Below are 17,522 nucleotides of genomic sequence, written 5' to 3' on the forward strand. Positions count from 1 at the left end.
CGGCCCCGACTATTTTGGAGCGGCAGATGCGCGGACCCTTAGGCGGCCGCCATCTGGTGATGGAAGGAGAGTCCTGAACGATGATTATCGGTGGTTTGAACAAATGCTCGCTGATCGATTACCCCGGAAAGATCGGGGCGGTGGTCTTTACCTACGGATGCAACCTGACCTGCCCTTACTGCCACAACGCCGGACTGGTGAATGATGGTGGGCCTGAGACGCCCTATGCGGTGGATGAGGTCCTGGGGTTTTTGCAGACCCGGGTGGGGCGGCTGGACGCTGTGGTGGTGAGCGGGGGAGAACCCTGCCTTCACAGCGACCTGCCTGAGTTCATCCGCAAGGTCAAGGAGATGGGATTTCTGGTCAAGCTGGACACCAACGGAAGCCGCCCGGCGATGCTCAAGTCCCTGATGGACGAGGGCCTGCTGGACTATGTGGCCATGGACATCAAGGCCGATCCCGCCGCTTACATGCCGCTGCTCTCACGCCGCCCCATGGAGGCGGAGCTCAAGGAGAGCGTGTCGGCCATCCTGCACTCGGGCCTGCCCCATGAGTTTCGCACCACCTGCACCTCGCCGTTCATCGACGAGGCGGTTCTGGACACCATCACCGGCATGATAGAAGGCGCAGAGCTTTACGCCCTGCAGGAGTTTAACCCCAAGCACACCCTGAATCCGGACTTTTTCGACGTTTACGAAGGGATCTCACCCGAACTCCTGAAACGGTTCAAATGCGTTGCCGAAGAGAAGGTCAGGCGCTGTGTGCTCAGGATGGCGTCGTGACGACGGCGGGACCGATGCAGGCAGGCGATGATGGCCCAGGTGGCCTTGGCATGTCTGCTACGGTTCTTTTGCCGGATCAGCGCCTGTGGAGGTGCCCTTGACAGCAACCCTTAATGTCCCTGAACCCATCTTTGCGGAGATCGATCTTTCCCGCATCGCCGCCAATGCACAGATATTGAAAGCCCATGCGGGAAAGGCCCGGCTCATGGCCGTGGTCAAGGCCAATGCCTATGGCCACGGTGCCGAAGAGGTGGCCCGAACCGCCCTTGCCCACGGCGCATCCTGGCTGGGGGTGGCCCGGGTTTCCGAGGCCGTTGTCCTGCGTGAAGCGGGCATCGAGGCCCCCATCCTTATCCTGGGCGTCACGCCGGAGTCGGGGGTGCCCCTTTTGATACGCTACGGCCTGCGACAGGCCGTGGTGGACGACGGGTACGCCCGCATGCTGAGCCGGGTGGCAGGGGAACTGGGCGGCGAGGTCCTGGGGCATATCAAGGTGGATACCGGCATGGGCCGTGTGGGCTTTGACGCGGTGCAGGATCCGGGCCGGGAGTCCGCAGAGGCGTGCGCAGAAGCCATTGCCCGGGCGGTGGCCCTTCCGGGGATCCGCGCCGAGGGCATTTTTACCCACTTTGCCACCGCCGATGAAGCCAATCTGGTGGAGGCCCGGAATCAGCTGGCCCGCTTTACCTCGGTCCTGGGGTGCCTTGAGGCCCTCGGGGTCACCTTTGAACTTCGCCACGCCGCCAACACGGCGGGCATCTTCACCCTTCCCGAAGCCCGGTTCGACATGGTGCGGGGGGGCATCTCCCTGTACGGCCTGAACCCCTCTGCCAAGGTGCGCGTGGATGCCCTGGGGGTTCGTCCCGCCATGCAGGTGAAGGGGAGTGTCGTCCAGGTCAAGCGCGTGAAAAAAGGGGCGTTCATCAGCTACGGCGGGACCTGGCAGGCGGAGAAGGAGACCGTGGTGGCCACGGTTCCCTGCGGGTACGGAGACGGGTACCCCAGGCTCATGTCAAATCGCGGGCACATGCTGGTGCGGGGCCATCGCGTCCCTGTTCTGGGGCGGGTCTGCATGGACATGACCATGGTGGATGTCACCGATGTCCACGGCGTGGCCGTGGGGGACGAGGTGGTGATCATGGGCAGCCAGGGCGACGCATTGGTCTCCGCCGATGAGATTGCCGAGGTTGTCGGCACCATCAATTATGAAGTGACCTGCATGGTTGCCTCCCGGGTTCCCCGGGTCTACCGTCCATAAAATCCGGGGCGGGGAGCTGGCGCTCCCCAGCCTCGATGGCGTAGAAACAGGCAAAATTCCGGAATGTTACTTTCCTTTTTGCGATTTTCTTAAATCAGCTTCTTTTGCTCCATCCCTTCTATTCTACTTACCGCGCGTGATCTGCCTTGACCGATATCCCCTGGTTTTTTATGATTGCATGTTACTTTGGATAGCTATTATTGCTAATGGCATCGCAACACGCCCGGGAGACTCCCCGGGATAAGCCCGATAATACGGTTTTTCAAGATCGGCCCTGAACTCGTATGGAGTGATTGTGTGCTGCGGGCTTTTTGCTCTGTTGTCAACATGTTAAGGAAGGATATGCGGTGGCGGTTTTGTTTGGCGCGGCGAAAACAGCGGTGAAAATCAAGGGATACGGGGACGGTTTTCTGCTCTCCGTGGACCCCAGGGCCTCGGAAGACCATCTCCTGAAAGCCACGATTCGAATTTTCCGCCAGCTTAGAAACCTCGCGGCCGGGGCCCTGGTACAGGTGGACGCCGGCAGCTGGTCCGGCTCGTCCCTCTGGGCGGATCGCCTTGCCCCGGTGCTTCAGGACCGGTTTGCCGTCTCCGGCGTGTTGCCTTACGGTGAGCCGCCGGAGAGCGAAGGGGCCGAGGTTATCCCCACCCCTTCAGCTTCGGAGACCCAGGTCCTTACCGGGCGCGTGCGATCCGGGCAGCGGGTCACCGCGGAGCGGCATCTTCTGGTGCTCGGGGACGTGAACCCCGGGGGCGAGGTGGTGGCCGGGGGCGACATCTATGTGATGGGGGGCCTTCGGGGCACCGCCATTGCCGGATCCCCCGGAGATTCAGATTCCATCGTGATGGCCCTTGATTTCCGTCCCATGCAGCTGCAGATCGGGACCCATGTGGCGGACCACCGCACACCGGACGTCCCGGGACGTGTGGCGTATGCCTCAGTGGCCGGGGGGGCCGTGGTGGTGGCCGATTACCTGGAAGAAAATCCCTTCGCCAAAGCCCCGGTTCTGACCTGGAGAGCGTAAGCGGAACCCGGGTCGTTTAAGGGGACCCCATAGTATCAAGGCGATGCCTTTTTGAGGCTGCGCATCATCGTAAACGAACAACAACGCACGCACAGGAGAGTTGGATACGTGAAAGGCAGAGTAATCGTCATCACATCGGGCAAAGGCGGTGTGGGCAAGACCACGGCAACGGCTTCCATCGGAGCGGCCCTGGCCCTTGCGGGCAAGAAGACGGCCGTGGTGGACATGGATATCGGACTGCGGAACCTGGACGTGGTGATGGGGCTTGAAAACCGTATCGTCTTCAACGTCGTGGATGCCGTCAAGCAGCGGTGCAAACCCTCCCAGGTGGCCATCAAGGACAGGCGCATCGACAATTTGTTTCTCATTCCCGCCTCCCAGAGCGACAACAAAAACACCATGGGACCGGATGAGGTGACCTCCTTCATCGATGAGATTCGAGGCGAGTACGACTACATCCTCATCGATTGCCCGGCGGGCATCGAACAGGGTTTTGAAAACGCCGTGGCCGCAGCCGACGACGCCGTGGTGGTGTGCATGCCCGAGGTCTCTTCCATCCGGGACGCCGACCGCATCATCGGCCTGCTTCTGGCCAAGGAGATCGCCCCCAAACTGGTGGTGAACCGCATCGTGCCCCAGATGGTGGAACGCGGCGACATGCTCAGCCACGAGGACGTGGTGGACGTGCTTTCCGTGGAGCTCATCGGCCTTGTGGAGATGGACGAACAGGTCATTGTCTCCACCAACACCGGGGTGCCCCTGGTGATGCAGAAGGACTCCAAGGCCGGGCGTGCCTTTGAGCGCATTGCCGCTCGTCTTGCCGGACAGACCGATCTGCCCATCGAGGTGCCTCGAACCGACAGTGGATTCTTTAAACGCCTCGGCCGGAAAATGGGTCTGGCAAGGTAAGGAGGAGATGATGCTGAACAACCTGTTGCAGAAGATGATGGGCTCAAAAGAGGAGCCCCGAAGCAGCGAGGTGGCCAGAAAGCGCCTGAAGCTCGCCCTGGTGTGCGACAGCCTGGAGGTCTCCGACGAGGTCCTGAGCAACCTGCGCGAGGACCTTCTCAAGGTGATCTCCAGTTATTTTGAGATCGACAGGGCAGGGTTCTCCCTGGACATCGATAAAACCGACGACTACTCGGCCCTGGTGATGAACACCCCCATTTTGTCGTCCCTTCGCAGATAGGGGCGGCCTTCATTTTACGGACCCCGGAGGCGGGCTGACGCCGGGGGCCCCACGACCATTGACACAAGAGGATGCCATGGATCTCACACACGACCTGCTGCGGACCATTCCCCTGTTTCGCTCCCTGGACACCGCCAGCCTCGATCGCATCGCAAGGGCCGTCAAACCCGTGACCCTCAAGCAGGGCGAGGCCCTCTTCCGCAAAGGGGACGAGGGCAACGAGATGTACATCATCGAAGAAGGGGCCGTTAAGATTGTCCTGCCCTCCAGCGTGGGGGAGGAGATCATCCTGACGGTGCTGAGGGAACCCTCCTTTTTCGGGACCATGTCCATGTTCGACGGCCAGAGCCGAAGCGCCGATGCCGTGGCCATGACCGCCAGCCGCCTTCTGGTCCTGGAGCGCGACGCCTTTATCCACATCCTCCAGGAGGACGAACACGCCCTGCGTACCATCCTGTGCGATCTCTCTTCCATGATCCGGAAAACCGACGACCTTCTGGAAGGCCTTTGCTTCTTCAGCATCTCCACCCGCCTGGCCAAGTGTCTCCTGGAGCTTGCCGAGAAGGTCTCCGACGGCCGGGACAAGCCCGTTGAGATCGATCTGACCTTCACCCAGAAAGAGCTGGGGGAGATGGTGGGCGCCACCCGCGAAAGCGTCAACCGCGAACTCAAGAAGCTCCGCGAAGAGGGCATCATCCAACTGAACCGGGGTGTGATCACCATCTCAGACTGGGACGCCCTGGAAGAGCTTGCCGTGCCCATGGATTTTTAGGCCTGGGCCTATGTGTGAACAGATAGTTCGTTATCTGTGAATGAAGGAATGAAGGGACAGGCTCTTTATGCGATTTATTCGTAGGACTCGTAGGGGACAGTTCGTAGGGGACAGGTTATTAATGCCGAAGCAAGCCTGAAGTCGACTGGGGGCGTCTTGTTTCCATTCATGGATTGCAACGATTCCGGCTTTTTTTATTGGTGATAGCTGCCACATGGGCCACAGGACGTGTTGAACGGGGATATGTGGGCGCAGAAGGGGGAGGTAAAGCGCATTTCACCCTAAGGGCTTTGCCGCAGGCCCTTTATCGGGTATCGCCAAGGGTGTAGATGTGTTTTTTTTAGATTGCGATGGTGGTCAGGCTTCGACCAGCCGTTTCAGTGAGTACATCCCTTCGATCCCCCGTACACGCTTCGGAATTTTATCCCGAGATGCCGGGAAATGGTCTCTAAATGTTTCGTAATACCTTTCAACAAAGGCCCGGGAACCGATTATCCCTGAATCCGTAAAGTAGCGGGTCCTGTATTGAAATCGCCTTGCACGATTGATTTCGAAGCCCTGGGCGGCCTCTGCGTCCAGAATGTTTTTGGGTATGCTGGCCTTGCCCCTCTTTTCAATGGCCCCTAAATGATACAGGTACTCCCTGTAAGCCTTGAGCTGCGTTTCGGTAGAATCCATAGCAACATCAGGCATTCCAAAATCCGATGAGAGAAATCCGTCCCTGTTGTCGGTTTGGGCATGGTATCCGATGGAGCTCCAGCGGTAATCTTCAGGTCGTTTCACGATTCCGGCCCGCACGGCATTCAAATCAATATACGCGAGACAATGGATCAACGTGTTTCCCTGCTCGACGATGACGCTTTTGAATCGTTCACCCCACAGAGTGCCTTTCCTGTTTTTTCGCTTGTTGTAAAAACAGGAAAATCGCTGCTTGATGTCCTTGACGTAGGCGGACAGGCTGCAAAATCTCTCCCGGTACTCTTTGATGCGAGCCTCGGCAAATTCCGTATTGTCCCCATAAAGAAGGCGGAATCGTGTTCGCACGTCGTCGTCGGAGACCATGTCGTCGGGGATCATCTCGATGAGCAGGTGAAAATGGTTTCCCATGACGGCAAATCCCAGTACTTCGACACAGTAAATCCTGGAATACTTTTGAATGATTCGTACCAGCTCGTCTTTTTCAACTTTACCGAACGGAAGCCCGTCCAATGCGGTTCGGCTGATCACATGGTAAGCAGCTTTTTGTCCTGAATCTGTAACGACCATACGGGGAACGCGCGGCATGGAACCCTCCTTTTCGGTCTTGCAGAATCTGATTGTGGGATTGGCTTTGTCTGGCTGGCTTTCTAATGATTTTGCCATGATATCAGTTTTGTAGAGTTTGCCACAGGATGCATGGTATGTCCAACATAAAGAGCCTGTCCCGGTTTTGTCCCGGTTTTTTCCGGTTTTTGATTTGGAAGGCAGGCCTTGCTTTGATGCGGAGCTTAAGGTAGTAGAAAAAGACTGTTTTTGTTGATGCATGATGTGACGGCAGCTTTTATGCCCACAGGCTCCCGGAGCTGACACGGGCCACCGCAATGAATAAACGACGACATGCCACGAAGAGATTCCAGTGATTTGCCTCTGACGCAAGGGGAACACACTCTTTTTATGTCGGATTCATTGGGTGCGAAGGCCCAGGCCCTGTGAGAGTCCACTGCCACAGCTGGTGGTTTACCTGAATTGACATGAGGACACTATGACAGACAAACGTATCATTTACACCGCTATAGATGAGGCTCCCGCACTGGCAACCCACTCCCTGTTGCCCATACTTGAGTCCTTTACCAAGGGTTCAGGTATCCGCTTCGAGAAAAAGGACATCTCCCTTGCAGGGCGAATCCTTGCGAATTTTCCGGAAAACTTAAGCGAGGACCAGAAGGTCGCCGACCATCTGGAAGAGCTCGGGGCCCTAGTCAAGGAGCCTGCCACCAACATCATCAAGTTGCCCAACATCAGCGCCTCCATCCCCCAGCTCAAAGCGGCCGTCAAGGAGCTTCAGGACAAGGGGTTTAACGTGCCGGACTATCCCGAAGAGCCTCGGACCGATGCGGAAAAAGAGCTTCACGCACGTTATGCCAAGGTCCTCGGCAGCGCCGTGAACCCTGTGCTCCGGGAAGGAAACTCCGATAGAAGGGCCGCGGCCTCGGTAAAGGCCTTCGGGAAGAAGAAACCCCACAGGCTCATGAAAGCCTGGCCGGATCACTCCAAGGCCCGCATCGCCCATATGGAAGACGGGGATTTTTACGCCAGCGAAAAATCCATTGTGGTGGACAAGGCGTGTTCCGTGCGCATCGAGTATGTGGACCCCGAAGGCACGGTGTCTGTATTGAAGGGGGAGACCCCCCTGCTTGCCGGTGAAGTCATGGATTCCGCGGTGATGAACGTCCGGGCCCTGCGCGCGTTTTACGCCGAGCAGATCTCCCTTGCCGCAAAGGAAAACGTGCTGCTCTCCCTGCACCTCAAGGCCACCATGATGAAGGTGTCCGATCCTGTCATGTTCGGGCACTGCGTCTCCGTCTTTTACAAGGATGTGTTCGACAAGCACCTCGACACCCTTGCTCCCCTGGGCATCAACGTGAACAACGGCCTGGGCGACCTCTACGCAAAAATTCAGGACCTGCCCGAAGAGAAACGTTCTGAAATCGAAGCCGATATCATGGCCGTGTACGAGGCCTCCTGCCAGCTTGCCATGGTGGACTCAAGCAAGGGCATCACCAACCTGCATGTTCCCAACAACATCATCGTGGATGCTTCCATTCCCGTGGTCGTCCGCGACGGCGGCAGGATGTGGGGCGCCGACGACAAGCTCCACGACACCCTCGCCATGGTTCCGGACCGCTGCTACGCCACCATGTACCAGGAAGTCATCGAGGATTGCCTGAAGAACGGCGCCTTTGACCCCGCCACCATGGGCAGTGTGTCCAATGTGGGTCTCATGGCCCAGAAAGCCGAGGAGTACGGTTCCCACGACAAGACCTTCGAGGCCCCGGGGCGCGGGATGATTCGCGTTATCGACGACGCCGGAAAGACCCTCATGGAGCAGCCCGTGGAGCAAGGGGATATCTTTCGGTCGTGTCAGACCAAGGATGCACCCATCAGGGACTGGGTGAAGCTGGCCGTGACCCGTGCCCGCGTTACCCAGGCACCCGCCGTGTTCTGGCTTGACGAAGACAGGGCCCATGACGCGCAGCTCATGGGCAAGGTCAACGCCTACCTGAAAGATCACGACACCCAGGGGCTGGATATCAGGATCATGGATCCGGTTTCGGCCATGACATACTCCCTTGAGAGAATCAGGAAAGGTGAGGATACCATCTCCGTCACCGGAAACGTCCTGCGTGATTACCTCACGGACCTTTTTCCCATTCTGGAGCTCGGTACCAGCGCCAAGATGCTCTCCATCGTGCCGTTGATGAACGGCGGCGGCCTGTTTGAAACAGGGGCCGGGGGCTCTGCACCCAAGCACGTGGAGCAGGTGCTGAAGGAAGGCCACCTCCGTTGGGATTCCCTGGGGGAGTTCTGCGCCCTGGTGCCCTCCTTCGAGCACATCGCCGCAACCCACAAGGATGCAAAGGCCACCATCTTTGCTGAGACCCTGGACAAGGCCATCGGCCGCTTCCTGGAAAACGAAAAATCCCCTTCCCGTAAAGTAGGCGAGATGGATACCCGGGGAAGCCACTTCTACCTTGCCCTTTACTGGGCACAGTCCATGGCCGAGCAGACCGCCGATGCGGACCTTGCCACCCGCTTTTCCGCCATGGCAGACAAGCTGGCAGCCGCCGAAGCCGTGATCACCGACGAGCTGATCAGCGCCCAGGGAAGCCCCGTTGACCTGGGCGGCTACTACCGGCCCGACGTCACAAAGACCACACAGTTCATGCGGCCGAGCCCCACGTTCAATACCATTATCGACCAGCTGTAAGAACGTTTCCCCTTGCCTTCGGCCCTGCCGGGGCAAGCCGCGAAAGCCCATGCAATTCCCACGCCCCTTTCCTTTTTCCTCTTGGCAAGAAGGGAAGGGGCGTTTAAACATGCCCCGCCGTTGCCTCTCCTCTGTTGCTGTTGTCAATATGCAGCTATCCATATTTATAAATAAGAACAGCCGTTTTATAATGGAAGCGATACTAAAAAGCGTGCCTCCGGCGGGTCGCTTTTTTGAAAAAAAGCTCCGCAAAAAACTTTCCGGTAAGAAAGGTTAGAGCAGTCAGAATCGCCGGAATTCATAGAAAAGCTGTCAAGACCTGTTTGTCAAACCCAGATCATACAGTTTGGCAAAAGTTTGTCCCCCGGCAGGGCCGCCGGAGGCTTCTTTGGATGACCAGTGAACAAGCTGGTTAAGGGGATGTGGGGTTGGACGTGGTGCAGTGCCCCAGGTTGGGGGCGAACTCGGTCTGGATGATGGTGTGGAGCTTTTTGCCCACCTCCAGGCCGATGTCGATGAAGCCAGGCCCGTAGAGCTTTCCGGTCTGGGACCGGAAGGTTTTTTTGATGCGGGCGATTCCTTCCAGGGCCCTGGGGTAGTGGTTCATGAAGAGGGGCAGGGGGATTCGCGCGTAGGAGACCATGTCCCAGACCGTGTGGGCGAAGTTGTCGGGTCCCCAGCGGAATTTGTCGGCATCGTAGAGGGCGTCAGCCAAAAGCTGGGCATCGGGGCTTGCCGGGCAGGTGCCGTCATGGGTTTTGAAGGCTTCGTGGCAGGCGATGGCAAAGGCAATCTCGTGGATTTCCTGGGTGGGAAATCCCAGTTCGGTCAAGACGCGTTCCGCGTAAGCCGCGCCTTTTTCCGCGTGGTCCTTATGTTTTCGCATGGTGTCGTGGAGCAGGCCGGCGCAGTGGGCCTTGAACATGAGGCGTTCCAGGGAAGGGGAGTCTGCATCGCACCCTTTTGTCCCGGAGCAGCGCTCCACCAGCACGATGGCCCCGGCTTCGATGGCCACTTTTTGGGCGTGGAAAAGCCCGTGGCCGAAGTCTTCATCCAGCTCGGCCTCCAGATGGGAGATGAGTCCCTTGAGCGTTTTGTTTCGATCAAAAAGTCGGTGCGACCTTGCAAGGGCATCGGCTTCCTCTTTATAAAAGGCGGGTTCCGGGAGGTCCTTGACCAGCTCCCGTGCCCGTTGTCGAATTTGTCTGTATGTCTCATCCATACCTTAAAGTGTAGCACACACCCCGTCTTCTTGAAAACAGGCAAGGGGTGCCGGACACCGCGCAAGAAGGGTTCTTTGTGGCATGGGGCAAGGGAACGCGCGGGTGGCGACTACCCCTTTTTGTCTCTTTAGTTACGCGATGTTCCGGCCTGTGACGGCCTTGTTGTGATGGGGTGAAAAAAACATTGACAGGTCTTTCGGCCTGGTCTAAATAACAGCTTATGAGCATATGCTCATAACCAAGGAGGAGTCATGGTACGTCCAAAAAAAGAACGGGTGGTGGGAGTTCCCTCCAGCCTCAGCTATTTCAAACCGGGGGGCATTCCCCTTCGGCAGCTTGAGGAGACCCTGCTCACCGTGGACGAACTGGAGTCCCTCAGACTCTGTGATCTGGAACAGCTCTCCCACGAAGAAGCGGGACGCCGTATGAACGTGTCCCGGGCCACCCTGGGGCGCATTGTGCGGGAAGCACGGCGCAAGGTGGCCGACGCCCTGGTTCACGCCAAGGCCCTGCGCGTGGAGGGCGGCAACTATCGGATCACAGAGGAGTTGCGCCTGTTTGTCTGCAGCGGTTGCGGCAAAAGGTGGCAGGAACCTTATGGAACCGGGCGCCCGGACGGGTGTCCTTCGTGCGAGAGCGTGAAGTTCCACAGGGTCTGGAAAGAAGAAGCCGGGTTTCCCGAGTCCGAATGATGCCGTGCGCAAGCTTTTTTTGATACCGACCGATCCGGCCCCCACATCCGGGATCGGTGCTCATCAAAAGGAATTTCACAGACATCCCGTTCCGGGGATCCGACGGTTAAGATAAACCCGTAACACGGGGTAGTGAACGCCATGATGATCACGGTAGCAAGCGGCAAAGGGGGCACGGGGAAAACCACCGTGGCCACCAACCTCGCCGTGGCCGTCGGAGAAGGGGCCACCCTTCTTGACTGCGACGTGGAAGAACCCAATGTCCATCTGTTTTTGAATCCCGAGTCGGTCATAACGACCCCTGTCACCACCATGGTTCCGGTGGTGGATGAGGATGTGTGCGTCCAGTGCGGCGCGTGCAGCGAGTTGTGCCAGTTTTCCGCCATCACCCTGGTGGCAGGCGAGCTTTATACCTTTCCCCGCATGTGCCACAGCTGTGGCGGGTGCGTGATGGTGTGCCCCTCCGGGGCCCTTTCCGAAGGCACCCGCGAACTCGGTGAACTGGAGCGGGGCCGATACAAAGGCATTGAACTGATTACAGGGCGCCTCAAGGTCGGCGAAGCCATGAGCCCTCCCCTCATCGACAGGGTGAAGGAGGCCGCCGAGGGCAAGGAGCTGGTCATCGTGGATGCCCCTCCGGGGACCTCCTGCCCGGTGATCGCCGCCATGGGCGGGACCCATTACGTGGTGCTGGTCACCGAGCCCACGCCCTTCGGACTCAATGACCTGAAACTCGCCGTGGAGGCGGTTCGGGTCCTGGGTATTCCCTTCGGCATCGTCATCAACCGTGCCGACGCCGGGGATGACCGGGTGGTCCGGTACGCGGAGGAGGAGGGCATCGAGATCCTGATGTCCATCCCCTACAGCCGGAAGGTCGCGGAGTACTACGCCAGGGGACGCCTTCTGGTGGAGGCGATGCCGGAGATGGCCGAGGCCTTTGAAGGCATGGTGAACAAGATCCGCAAAGCCACGGAAGGGGGGACACGATGAAAGAGATCACCATCTTAAGCGGCAAGGGCGGCACCGGAAAAACCACGGTTACCGCTTCCTTTGCGGCCCTTGCCACCAACAGGGTGCTGGTGGACGCAGACGTGGACGCCGCCAACCTGTACATGATCACCCCCCACACCGTGGAGGAAGAGCACCCCTTTCAAGGGGGCAACCTGCCGAAGATCGATATCCAGGCCTGCACCCACTGCGGTGAATGCGAAACCCGGTGTCGGTACGGGGCCATTGAAAAGGGGCCCCGCCTCAACCGCATCGCCTGTGAAGGCTGCGGGGTGTGCGCCCACTTCTGTCCCGAAGGGGCCATCACCATGGAGCCCCGGGTGTGCGGCACCTGGTTCAATTCCAGCACGGAGAACGGGCCCCTGGTCCATGCCCGCCTGGGCATTGCCGAAGAGAACTCCGGGCTCCTCGTCTCTCTGCTGCGCCGCGAGGCGCGTAAAAAAGTGGAAGAGACCGCGGCCAACCTGATCCTGGTAGACGGCCCTCCGGGCATCGGCTGCCCGGTCATTGCGGCCACCACCGGATGCGATGCCGTGGTGGTGGTCACCGAACCCACGGTCTCGGGGCTCCATGACCTGGAGCGCGTGGCCGAGCTCACCGCTTTTCTCAAGGTCCCGGCCATGATCACCATCAACCGGTGGGACCTCCACCCCATGATGGCGGAGCGGATCCGGGAAGTGGCAAAAGAAAAGGGCATGCATCATTTAGGCGACATTCCCGTGGACGAGGCGGTAACCGCGTCCATGGTGCAGGGCAAGCCCCTGGTGACCTGTTCCGAAGGTCCTGCGGCCACGGCGATTCGCGGTGTGTGGCAGCAGGTCGTTAATTTTCTGGATGACAAACGCGGGCCACTGAAGATGGCTCTGTAACCCAAGGAGAACCCCAATGAAGATCGCAGTGACAGCTACAGCGCCGGATTTCGACGCCCCCATGGACCCCCGGTTCGGCCGCGCCGCCTGTTTTCTCGTGGTGGACACCGAGACCATGGCCTGGAGCGTGGTGGAAAATACCCAGAACCTGAACGCAGCCCAGGGTGCCGGCATCCAGGCCGGCAAGACCATCGTTGAGACGGGCTGCACGGCCATTATCACGGGCAATTGCGGCCCCAAGGCCTTCCGTGTGCTTACGGGCGCGGGCATCAACATCTACACCGGGGCCAAAGGCTCCGCCCGCCAGGCCGTTGAGCAGCTTAAGGCCGGAGAGCTTCAGGCCTCCGCCGAAGCCAACGTGGAAGGACACTGGATTTAGTCCCTTTGACAACTTTGCATTCAAGGTGGCTTTGCCTGCCGCCGCTTTTGTATACCCATGAAGGAGAAAAAAATGAAAATCGCCATTCCACTGGCCATGGGCCAGCTTACAGCACATTTCGGACATTGCCAGGAATTTGCCTTCGTCAACGTAGCCGACGGGGAGATCAAGGACACTGAAAAGCTTGTTCCCCCGCCCCACGAGCCCGGTGTGTTGCCCAAGTGGCTGGCGGATCACGGCGTCACCCACGTCATCGCCGGCGGCATGGGCGGCAGGGCCCAGCAGCTCCTCAACGCCAGCAACATCGAGGTGGTCACCGGTGCCCCCGTGGAAGACCCCGAAGTGCTCGTCAAAGCCTGGCTCGCCAAGACCCTGGAAACCGGCGAGAACGCCTGCGGTCACGACGAAAATCATATCTGCGATCACTGATTCACAGATAGACTGACGCGCCTTGAGGCGGCGGGGGAGACCCCTTGCCGCCCCCAACGCGTTTTACGGCGGGTCTGATTCACCTGTCCGTCCACTCGAAGAAGAGGGCCGGCCGTAAAACACAAAAACCCCGTTTTTGCAAAGGGACCTCCTTTTATGCAAAACGGGGTTTTTTTATGGGGCGGACCTAATTCCCTCAGGGGGCGAGGAGCCGGGAGGCTCCGGCTGCGATCTCCGGCCAGGAGGTACAGCGGGTGCAGGCGGTGAGAACCCTGCCCCGGCGGTTCCAGGGGCGATCAAAAAGAAAGGTGGGAATCTCCATGGGGCCGCTGAGAAAGGCGGCCATGGACAGGGAGTCCTCCACGGCGAGGGTGTAGGGCCTTTGTTTGACCTCGTCCAAGGTGATGAAGGGACCCTGGCGCGGGTGGTGGCGGCCGTATTTGTCGCAGATGTCAAAGCTGTCAAAGGGCACCTTCTCCCGCTTCAGCCAGGCAAGGGAGATCTCCCGGGTTTCAGGGGGACGCCCCGTGACCACGGCGATGGGGTACCCTTGAGTCTGCCAGGCCGCCAAGGTCTCTCTGGCTCCGGCCACCGGGGAAAAACCCATGAGCACCTCCGGGGTGTGAACCACCTTGAAGAGGTGCGCCAGCTGGTTTCGGCTGAGCCCAAAGGAGTTGGAGAGATCAAAGTCGGCGATACCCTCGTAGGTGGCCTCAACACCGAATTCCCGTCTCACCAGGGCCGGGTAGGTGCGCGTGGTCTCGGCGATGACATCATCCATGTCCACAAAAATGGGTGCTTTCATGGATTAGCTGTTTTTCAGGACGTCGATCATGGAAAAGCAGCCCGTGGTGCCGGAGAGGCGTTTTTTCTCCAGAAAGGCCACGGCATCCAGGGTGCCTTCGGCGTAGATGTCCCGGCCGTTGATGTTGTGGGTGATGCCGAATTCGGAGCTGCCGTCCGGGGCGCAGAGGGTGTAGGTGTGCCAGCCGTGGCCGTCTATGTGCTCCTCGGGGATGCCCATTGCTTTCTGGGCCTCGGGCTCACGGACCATGTCGATGTCTGCCTCGGTGAAGTCCACCCCCAGCAGGTTGAACTGGCGAATGATGGCTTTGGCCGTGCCGCTGGTGTCGGCCTTCCAGCTCTGGTGGCTCTCCTTGACGGTCATTTGAAAGCCCTTGAAGAGGCCGGGAAAGTTTTTGGCCCCGTATTCGATCATGGCCTGGAGCCCCACGATCTGCTTGGCCATGTTGGGGGCGATGACCGCCGGGATCGTCGAGTGATTCACATCCTCGCGGATCTGCTCCCGGTTGCCGCCGGTGGTGCCCATGACAAAGGGGAGGCCTTCGGCGCAGTAGAAGGCGACGTTGGCGTCCACGGCACTGGGGTGGGTGTAGTCCACGGTGATAAAGGAGTCGCAGCGTTTGCGGATCTCCGCAAGGGCTTCCTGGCGCTCGTCAGGGGAAACCAGGGTGATCTCCGTCTCCTTGACCCGGATGCTTTTGTCCGTGTCCGGTCCGGTGAAGGAGTAGGGCAAAACGGTAAATCGTTCGTCATCTATCGCGTGGGCCAGGATGGTGGTGGCCACCTTGCCCGGAACGCCGTTGATCATGATGTGGGTGGTCGTCATGGTGTCGCCTCGTCAGTAGGATTCGGGGTGGTTGGTTGTGGGCCTCGGCAGGCCCGCTCGGTAACCTACCATATTTGCCGGCGCGATTCAAAAACGGGGTCAGGGACAACCCATTTACGGCTCAGAAACATCAGGATGTCCCAAAACGTGTGGCTTAGGCGGCCAGGTGGGGCTCCTGGAAATCCTGTGGCGAATGCCTGGCGGCAGATTTCATGCACACGTTCTCAAAGGCATTGGCAACGCGTGTTTGTAAATTTTATAACCGTTTGGCGCTCGCCAGGGCCGCCGGAGGTGTGCTCAACATGCGTCACCCCGGACGGTGTGCCTTGTTGTCCTTGGGCCGTACGTGTGGTAAAAACGGAGCAAGATACCTTACGCTGTCTCGCCTGCCCGTGTGCATAGAATAGATGAGATGAGATGAATAGACGCACGGTGTGTCCGCCCCTCTTTTTTTCCTGTCCGATACTGAAGGAGAACCCACTGCCATGAACGCCATATCCCGTGAAAAATTTTCTCCGAAGTCCGTGTTGACCCATCTTGTCCAGGGGGGATACCTCTCCCAGGATCAGGCCAGGCATGTGGTCTCCATGCGGGAGAGCGTGGAGAGAAAACTCTCCCGGAGAAAGGGAGACGTCAAGGCCGGTATCATCGAGGTCTTGAGGCATTTGTCCATGGACCGGGCGGACAGGCCCGGAGAGCCCCTGGACGAGGACGCCATCTACCAGGCCCTGGCCGAGGCCTGGGCCATGGACTACATGAAGATCAACCCCTTGAAGCTCAACATGGAGACGGTGACCAAAACCATCCCCAAGAATTTTGCCATGAAGCACCTGGTGCTGCCCGTGGACATCAAGGACGGGGAGCTCACCGTGGCCATGTCCAATCCCTTTGACACCGAGGTCCTGGATGACCTCAAGCGGGTGAGCCAGATGCGCATCCGCCCGGTGATGGCCTGCCGTTCCGACATTGAGCGTTACATCAACGAGTTTTTCGGGTTCCGCTCCTCCATTGCCGCAGCCAAGTCCCAGTACGCCGGCACCGGCATCGACCTGGGGAACCTGGAGCAGTTCGTCAAGCTGGGCTCCTACGGAGAGCTTCAGTCCTCTGACCACCACATCATCAACGCGGTGAACCATCTGTTCAGCTACGCCTTTGACCAGCGGGCCAGTGACATCCACATCGAGCCCAAGCGGGACGTGACGGTCATCCGCATGCGCATCGACGGGGCGCTGCACTCTGTCTACGAGCTGCCCAAGACCATCCACAGCGCCCTGGTGACGCGCATCAAGGCCATGAGCCGCCTGGACATGGCGGAGAAGCGGCGTCCCCAGGACGGCCGCATCAAGACCGACCAGGACGGCACCGAGGTGGAGATCCGTGTCTCCACCGTGCCCGTGGCCTTTGGCGAGAAGGTGGTGATGCGAGTCCTGCACCCGGACATCATGTTCCAGGACCTGGAAAAGCTCGGGTTCACCGGGGAAGACCTGGGGCGATACGAGGCCCTCGTAAACCGGCCCCACGGCATCGTGCTGGTGTGCGGGCCCACGGGTAGCGGAAAGTCCACCACCCTTTACTCCACCTTGAGGCGCAGGGCGAGCCCGGAGCTTAACATCACCACCGTGGAGGACCCCATTGAGATGGTCCACGAGGAGTTCAACCAGATTGCAGTTCAGCCCCAGGTGGGGATCAAGTTCGGGACCATCCTGAGGAACATCTTGCGCCAGGACCCGGATATCATCATGCTCGGGGAGATGAGGGACCTGGAAACCGCGGAAAACGCCGCCCAGGCTTCCATGACCGGCCACCTGGTTCTCTCCACCCTTCACACCAACGATGCCCCTTCGGCCATTACCCGTCTTCTGGACATCGGGATTCCGTCTTACATCATCCAGGCCACCCTCTCCGGAGTGGTGGCCCAGCGCCTGGTGAGGCGGGTTTGTCCCCATTGCGTGGAGACCTACGACATGGACAGCGAAAAATTAAAAGGGCTTGGGCTGGACTCGGGGCGTGAGGGGATGCTCACCCTCTCCCGGGGCACGGGGTGCCTCAAGTGCCGGGGGACGGGGTATCTGGGTCGGCTGGCCATCTTTGAGATCCTTACCTATTCCGATACGATTCGTCGTCTTACCACCCAGGACGCGGATGTGGCTGCCATTCGCAGGCAGGCGGCCAAGGAGGGGATGGTGAGCTTAAGGGAGAGCGGGATCCGGCAGCTTTTGGCCGGGAACACCACCTGGGAAGAGCTGCTCCGGGTGACCTGGGAGAGCCACTGATTGCGTGACCGATAAAAAAGGCCCCC

General features: G+C 59.3%; 17 protein-coding genes. 13 read left to right on the plus strand and 4 right to left on the minus strand.

Annotation, left to right across the window (positions count from 1 at the left end):
- Window positions 1-80: 80 nt before the first annotated feature.
- From MSL71_RS09630 to MSL71_RS09655, 6 genes are all read left to right on the plus strand, one after another.
- Window positions 81-782: an anaerobic ribonucleoside-triphosphate reductase activating protein gene (locus tag MSL71_RS09630; protein WP_180139497.1), complete on the plus strand. Its 702-nt coding sequence runs from the start codon at window positions 81-83 to the stop codon at window positions 780-782.
- Window positions 783-879: 97 nt separating this feature from the next.
- Window positions 880-2,040, plus strand: coding sequence for an alanine racemase (gene alr / locus MSL71_RS09635; protein WP_180139499.1), 1,161 nt, complete (start codon window positions 880-882; stop codon window positions 2,038-2,040).
- Window positions 2,041-2,387: 347 nt separating this feature from the next.
- On the plus strand, window positions 2,388-3,065 hold the full coding sequence (locus MSL71_RS09640; RefSeq protein ID WP_180139502.1) for a septum site-determining protein MinC: 678 nt from the start codon (window positions 2,388-2,390) through the stop codon (window positions 3,063-3,065).
- Between the two features lie 108 nt (window positions 3,066-3,173).
- Complete coding sequence (gene minD / locus MSL71_RS09645; protein ID WP_180139505.1) at window positions 3,174-3,974, plus strand: septum site-determining protein MinD; 801 nt, start codon at window positions 3,174-3,176, stop codon at window positions 3,972-3,974.
- 7 nt (window positions 3,975-3,981) lie between these two features.
- On the plus strand, window positions 3,982-4,254 hold the full coding sequence (minE, locus tag MSL71_RS09650) for a cell division topological specificity factor MinE (RefSeq protein ID WP_246317761.1): 273 nt from the start codon (window positions 3,982-3,984) through the stop codon (window positions 4,252-4,254).
- A 76-nt stretch (window positions 4,255-4,330) separates the two neighbouring features.
- Window positions 4,331-5,026, plus strand: coding sequence for a Crp/Fnr family transcriptional regulator (locus MSL71_RS09655; protein WP_180139509.1), 696 nt, complete (start codon window positions 4,331-4,333; stop codon window positions 5,024-5,026).
- Between the two features lie 357 nt (window positions 5,027-5,383).
- On the opposite strand, the gene MSL71_RS09660 is transcribed toward MSL71_RS09655, so the two are convergent.
- A complete protein-coding gene (locus MSL71_RS09660; protein ID WP_180139512.1) occupies window positions 5,384-6,550 on the minus strand; it encodes a transposase in 1,167 nt (388 codons plus the stop codon).
- A 217-nt stretch (window positions 6,551-6,767) separates the two neighbouring features.
- On the opposite strand from MSL71_RS09660, the gene MSL71_RS09665 reads away from it, so the two are divergent.
- Window positions 6,768-8,993: an NADP-dependent isocitrate dehydrogenase gene (locus tag MSL71_RS09665; RefSeq protein ID WP_180139516.1), complete on the plus strand. Its 2,226-nt coding sequence runs from the start codon at window positions 6,768-6,770 to the stop codon at window positions 8,991-8,993.
- A 412-nt stretch (window positions 8,994-9,405) separates the two neighbouring features.
- On the opposite strand, the gene MSL71_RS09670 is transcribed toward MSL71_RS09665, so the two are convergent.
- Window positions 9,406-10,215 carry an HD domain-containing protein gene (locus MSL71_RS09670; protein WP_180139519.1) on the minus strand — a complete coding sequence of 270 codons (810 nt, stop codon included), beginning with the start codon at window positions 10,213-10,215 and terminating at the stop codon, window positions 9,406-9,408.
- A 252-nt stretch (window positions 10,216-10,467) separates the two neighbouring features.
- On the opposite strand from MSL71_RS09670, the gene MSL71_RS09675 reads away from it, so the two are divergent.
- The 5 genes from MSL71_RS09675 to MSL71_RS09695 all read left to right on the plus strand — a co-directional run bounded on the left by MSL71_RS09675 (window position 10,468) and on the right by MSL71_RS09695 (window position 13,593).
- On the plus strand, window positions 10,468-10,908 hold the full coding sequence (locus tag MSL71_RS09675; protein WP_180139522.1) for a DUF134 domain-containing protein: 441 nt from the start codon (window positions 10,468-10,470) through the stop codon (window positions 10,906-10,908).
- A 141-nt stretch (window positions 10,909-11,049) separates the two neighbouring features.
- A complete protein-coding gene (locus tag MSL71_RS09680) occupies window positions 11,050-11,898 on the plus strand; it encodes an ATP-binding protein (RefSeq protein ID WP_180139525.1) in 849 nt (282 codons plus the stop codon).
- Window positions 11,895-12,785 carry an ATP-binding protein gene (locus MSL71_RS09685; protein ID WP_180139528.1) on the plus strand — a complete coding sequence of 297 codons (891 nt, stop codon included), beginning with the start codon at window positions 11,895-11,897 and terminating at the stop codon, window positions 12,783-12,785. Before MSL71_RS09680 ends, MSL71_RS09685 begins: the two co-directional genes overlap by 4 nt.
- Window positions 12,786-12,801: 16 nt before the next feature.
- Window positions 12,802-13,164, plus strand: coding sequence for a NifB/NifX family molybdenum-iron cluster-binding protein (locus tag MSL71_RS09690; RefSeq protein WP_180139531.1), 363 nt, complete (start codon window positions 12,802-12,804; stop codon window positions 13,162-13,164).
- A 72-nt stretch (window positions 13,165-13,236) separates the two neighbouring features.
- Window positions 13,237-13,593 carry a NifB/NifX family molybdenum-iron cluster-binding protein gene (locus tag MSL71_RS09695; RefSeq protein WP_180139534.1) on the plus strand — a complete coding sequence of 119 codons (357 nt, stop codon included), beginning with the start codon at window positions 13,237-13,239 and terminating at the stop codon, window positions 13,591-13,593.
- Between the two features lie 196 nt (window positions 13,594-13,789).
- Here MSL71_RS09695 and MSL71_RS09700 read toward each other — a convergent pair whose 3' ends face one another.
- Window positions 13,790-14,398: a 5' nucleotidase, NT5C type gene (locus MSL71_RS09700; RefSeq protein ID WP_180139537.1), complete on the minus strand. Its 609-nt coding sequence runs from the start codon at window positions 14,396-14,398 to the stop codon at window positions 13,790-13,792.
- 3 nt (window positions 14,399-14,401) lie between these two features.
- Window positions 14,402-15,223 (minus strand): dihydrodipicolinate reductase C-terminal domain-containing protein, encoded by an 822-nt coding sequence (locus tag MSL71_RS09705; protein WP_180139540.1) that lies wholly within the window; start codon window positions 15,221-15,223, stop codon window positions 14,402-14,404.
- 485 nt (window positions 15,224-15,708) lie between these two features.
- On the opposite strand from MSL71_RS09705, the gene MSL71_RS09710 reads away from it, so the two are divergent.
- Window positions 15,709-17,496 carry a GspE/PulE family protein gene (locus MSL71_RS09710; RefSeq protein WP_180139551.1) on the plus strand — a complete coding sequence of 596 codons (1,788 nt, stop codon included), beginning with the start codon at window positions 15,709-15,711 and terminating at the stop codon, window positions 17,494-17,496.
- Window positions 17,497-17,522: the final 26 nt, after the last annotated feature.

Source organism: Desulfoluna butyratoxydans (genome assembly GCF_900699765.1).
In the GTDB taxonomy this organism is placed as follows: Bacteria; Desulfobacterota; Desulfobacteria; order Desulfobacterales; family Desulfolunaceae; genus Desulfoluna; species Desulfoluna butyratoxydans.

Excerpts from the sequence above, each read along its gene's own strand:
- MSL71_RS09660 (WP_180139512.1), bottom strand. The coding sequence starts at position 6,550 with ATGCATCAACAAAAACAGTCTTTTTCTACTACCTTAAGCTCCGCATCA.
- MSL71_RS09670 (WP_180139519.1), bottom strand. The coding sequence starts at position 10,215 with ATGGATGAGACATACAGACAAATTCGACAACGGGCACGGGAGCTGGTC.
- MSL71_RS09680 (WP_180139525.1), top strand. The coding sequence starts at position 11,050 with ATGATGATCACGGTAGCAAGCGGCAAAGGGGGCACGGGGAAAACCACC.
- MSL71_RS09630 (WP_180139497.1), top strand. The coding sequence starts at position 81 with ATGATTATCGGTGGTTTGAACAAATGCTCGCTGATCGATTACCCCGGA.
- MSL71_RS09665 (WP_180139516.1), top strand. The coding sequence starts at position 6,768 with ATGACAGACAAACGTATCATTTACACCGCTATAGATGAGGCTCCCGCA.
- MSL71_RS09655 (WP_180139509.1), top strand. The coding sequence starts at position 4,331 with ATGGATCTCACACACGACCTGCTGCGGACCATTCCCCTGTTTCGCTCC.
- MSL71_RS09710 (WP_180139551.1), top strand. The coding sequence starts at position 15,709 with ATGAACGCCATATCCCGTGAAAAATTTTCTCCGAAGTCCGTGTTGACC.
- minE (WP_246317761.1), top strand. The coding sequence starts at position 3,982 with ATGATGCTGAACAACCTGTTGCAGAAGATGATGGGCTCAAAAGAGGAG.
- MSL71_RS09675 (WP_180139522.1), top strand. The coding sequence starts at position 10,468 with ATGGTACGTCCAAAAAAAGAACGGGTGGTGGGAGTTCCCTCCAGCCTC.
- MSL71_RS09690 (WP_180139531.1), top strand. The coding sequence starts at position 12,802 with ATGAAGATCGCAGTGACAGCTACAGCGCCGGATTTCGACGCCCCCATG.
- MSL71_RS09695 (WP_180139534.1), top strand. The coding sequence starts at position 13,237 with ATGAAAATCGCCATTCCACTGGCCATGGGCCAGCTTACAGCACATTTC.
- MSL71_RS09700 (WP_180139537.1), bottom strand. The coding sequence starts at position 14,398 with ATGAAAGCACCCATTTTTGTGGACATGGATGATGTCATCGCCGAGACC.
- MSL71_RS09705 (WP_180139540.1), bottom strand. The coding sequence starts at position 15,223 with ATGACGACCACCCACATCATGATCAACGGCGTTCCGGGCAAGGTGGCC.
- MSL71_RS09685 (WP_180139528.1), top strand. The coding sequence starts at position 11,895 with ATGAAAGAGATCACCATCTTAAGCGGCAAGGGCGGCACCGGAAAAACC.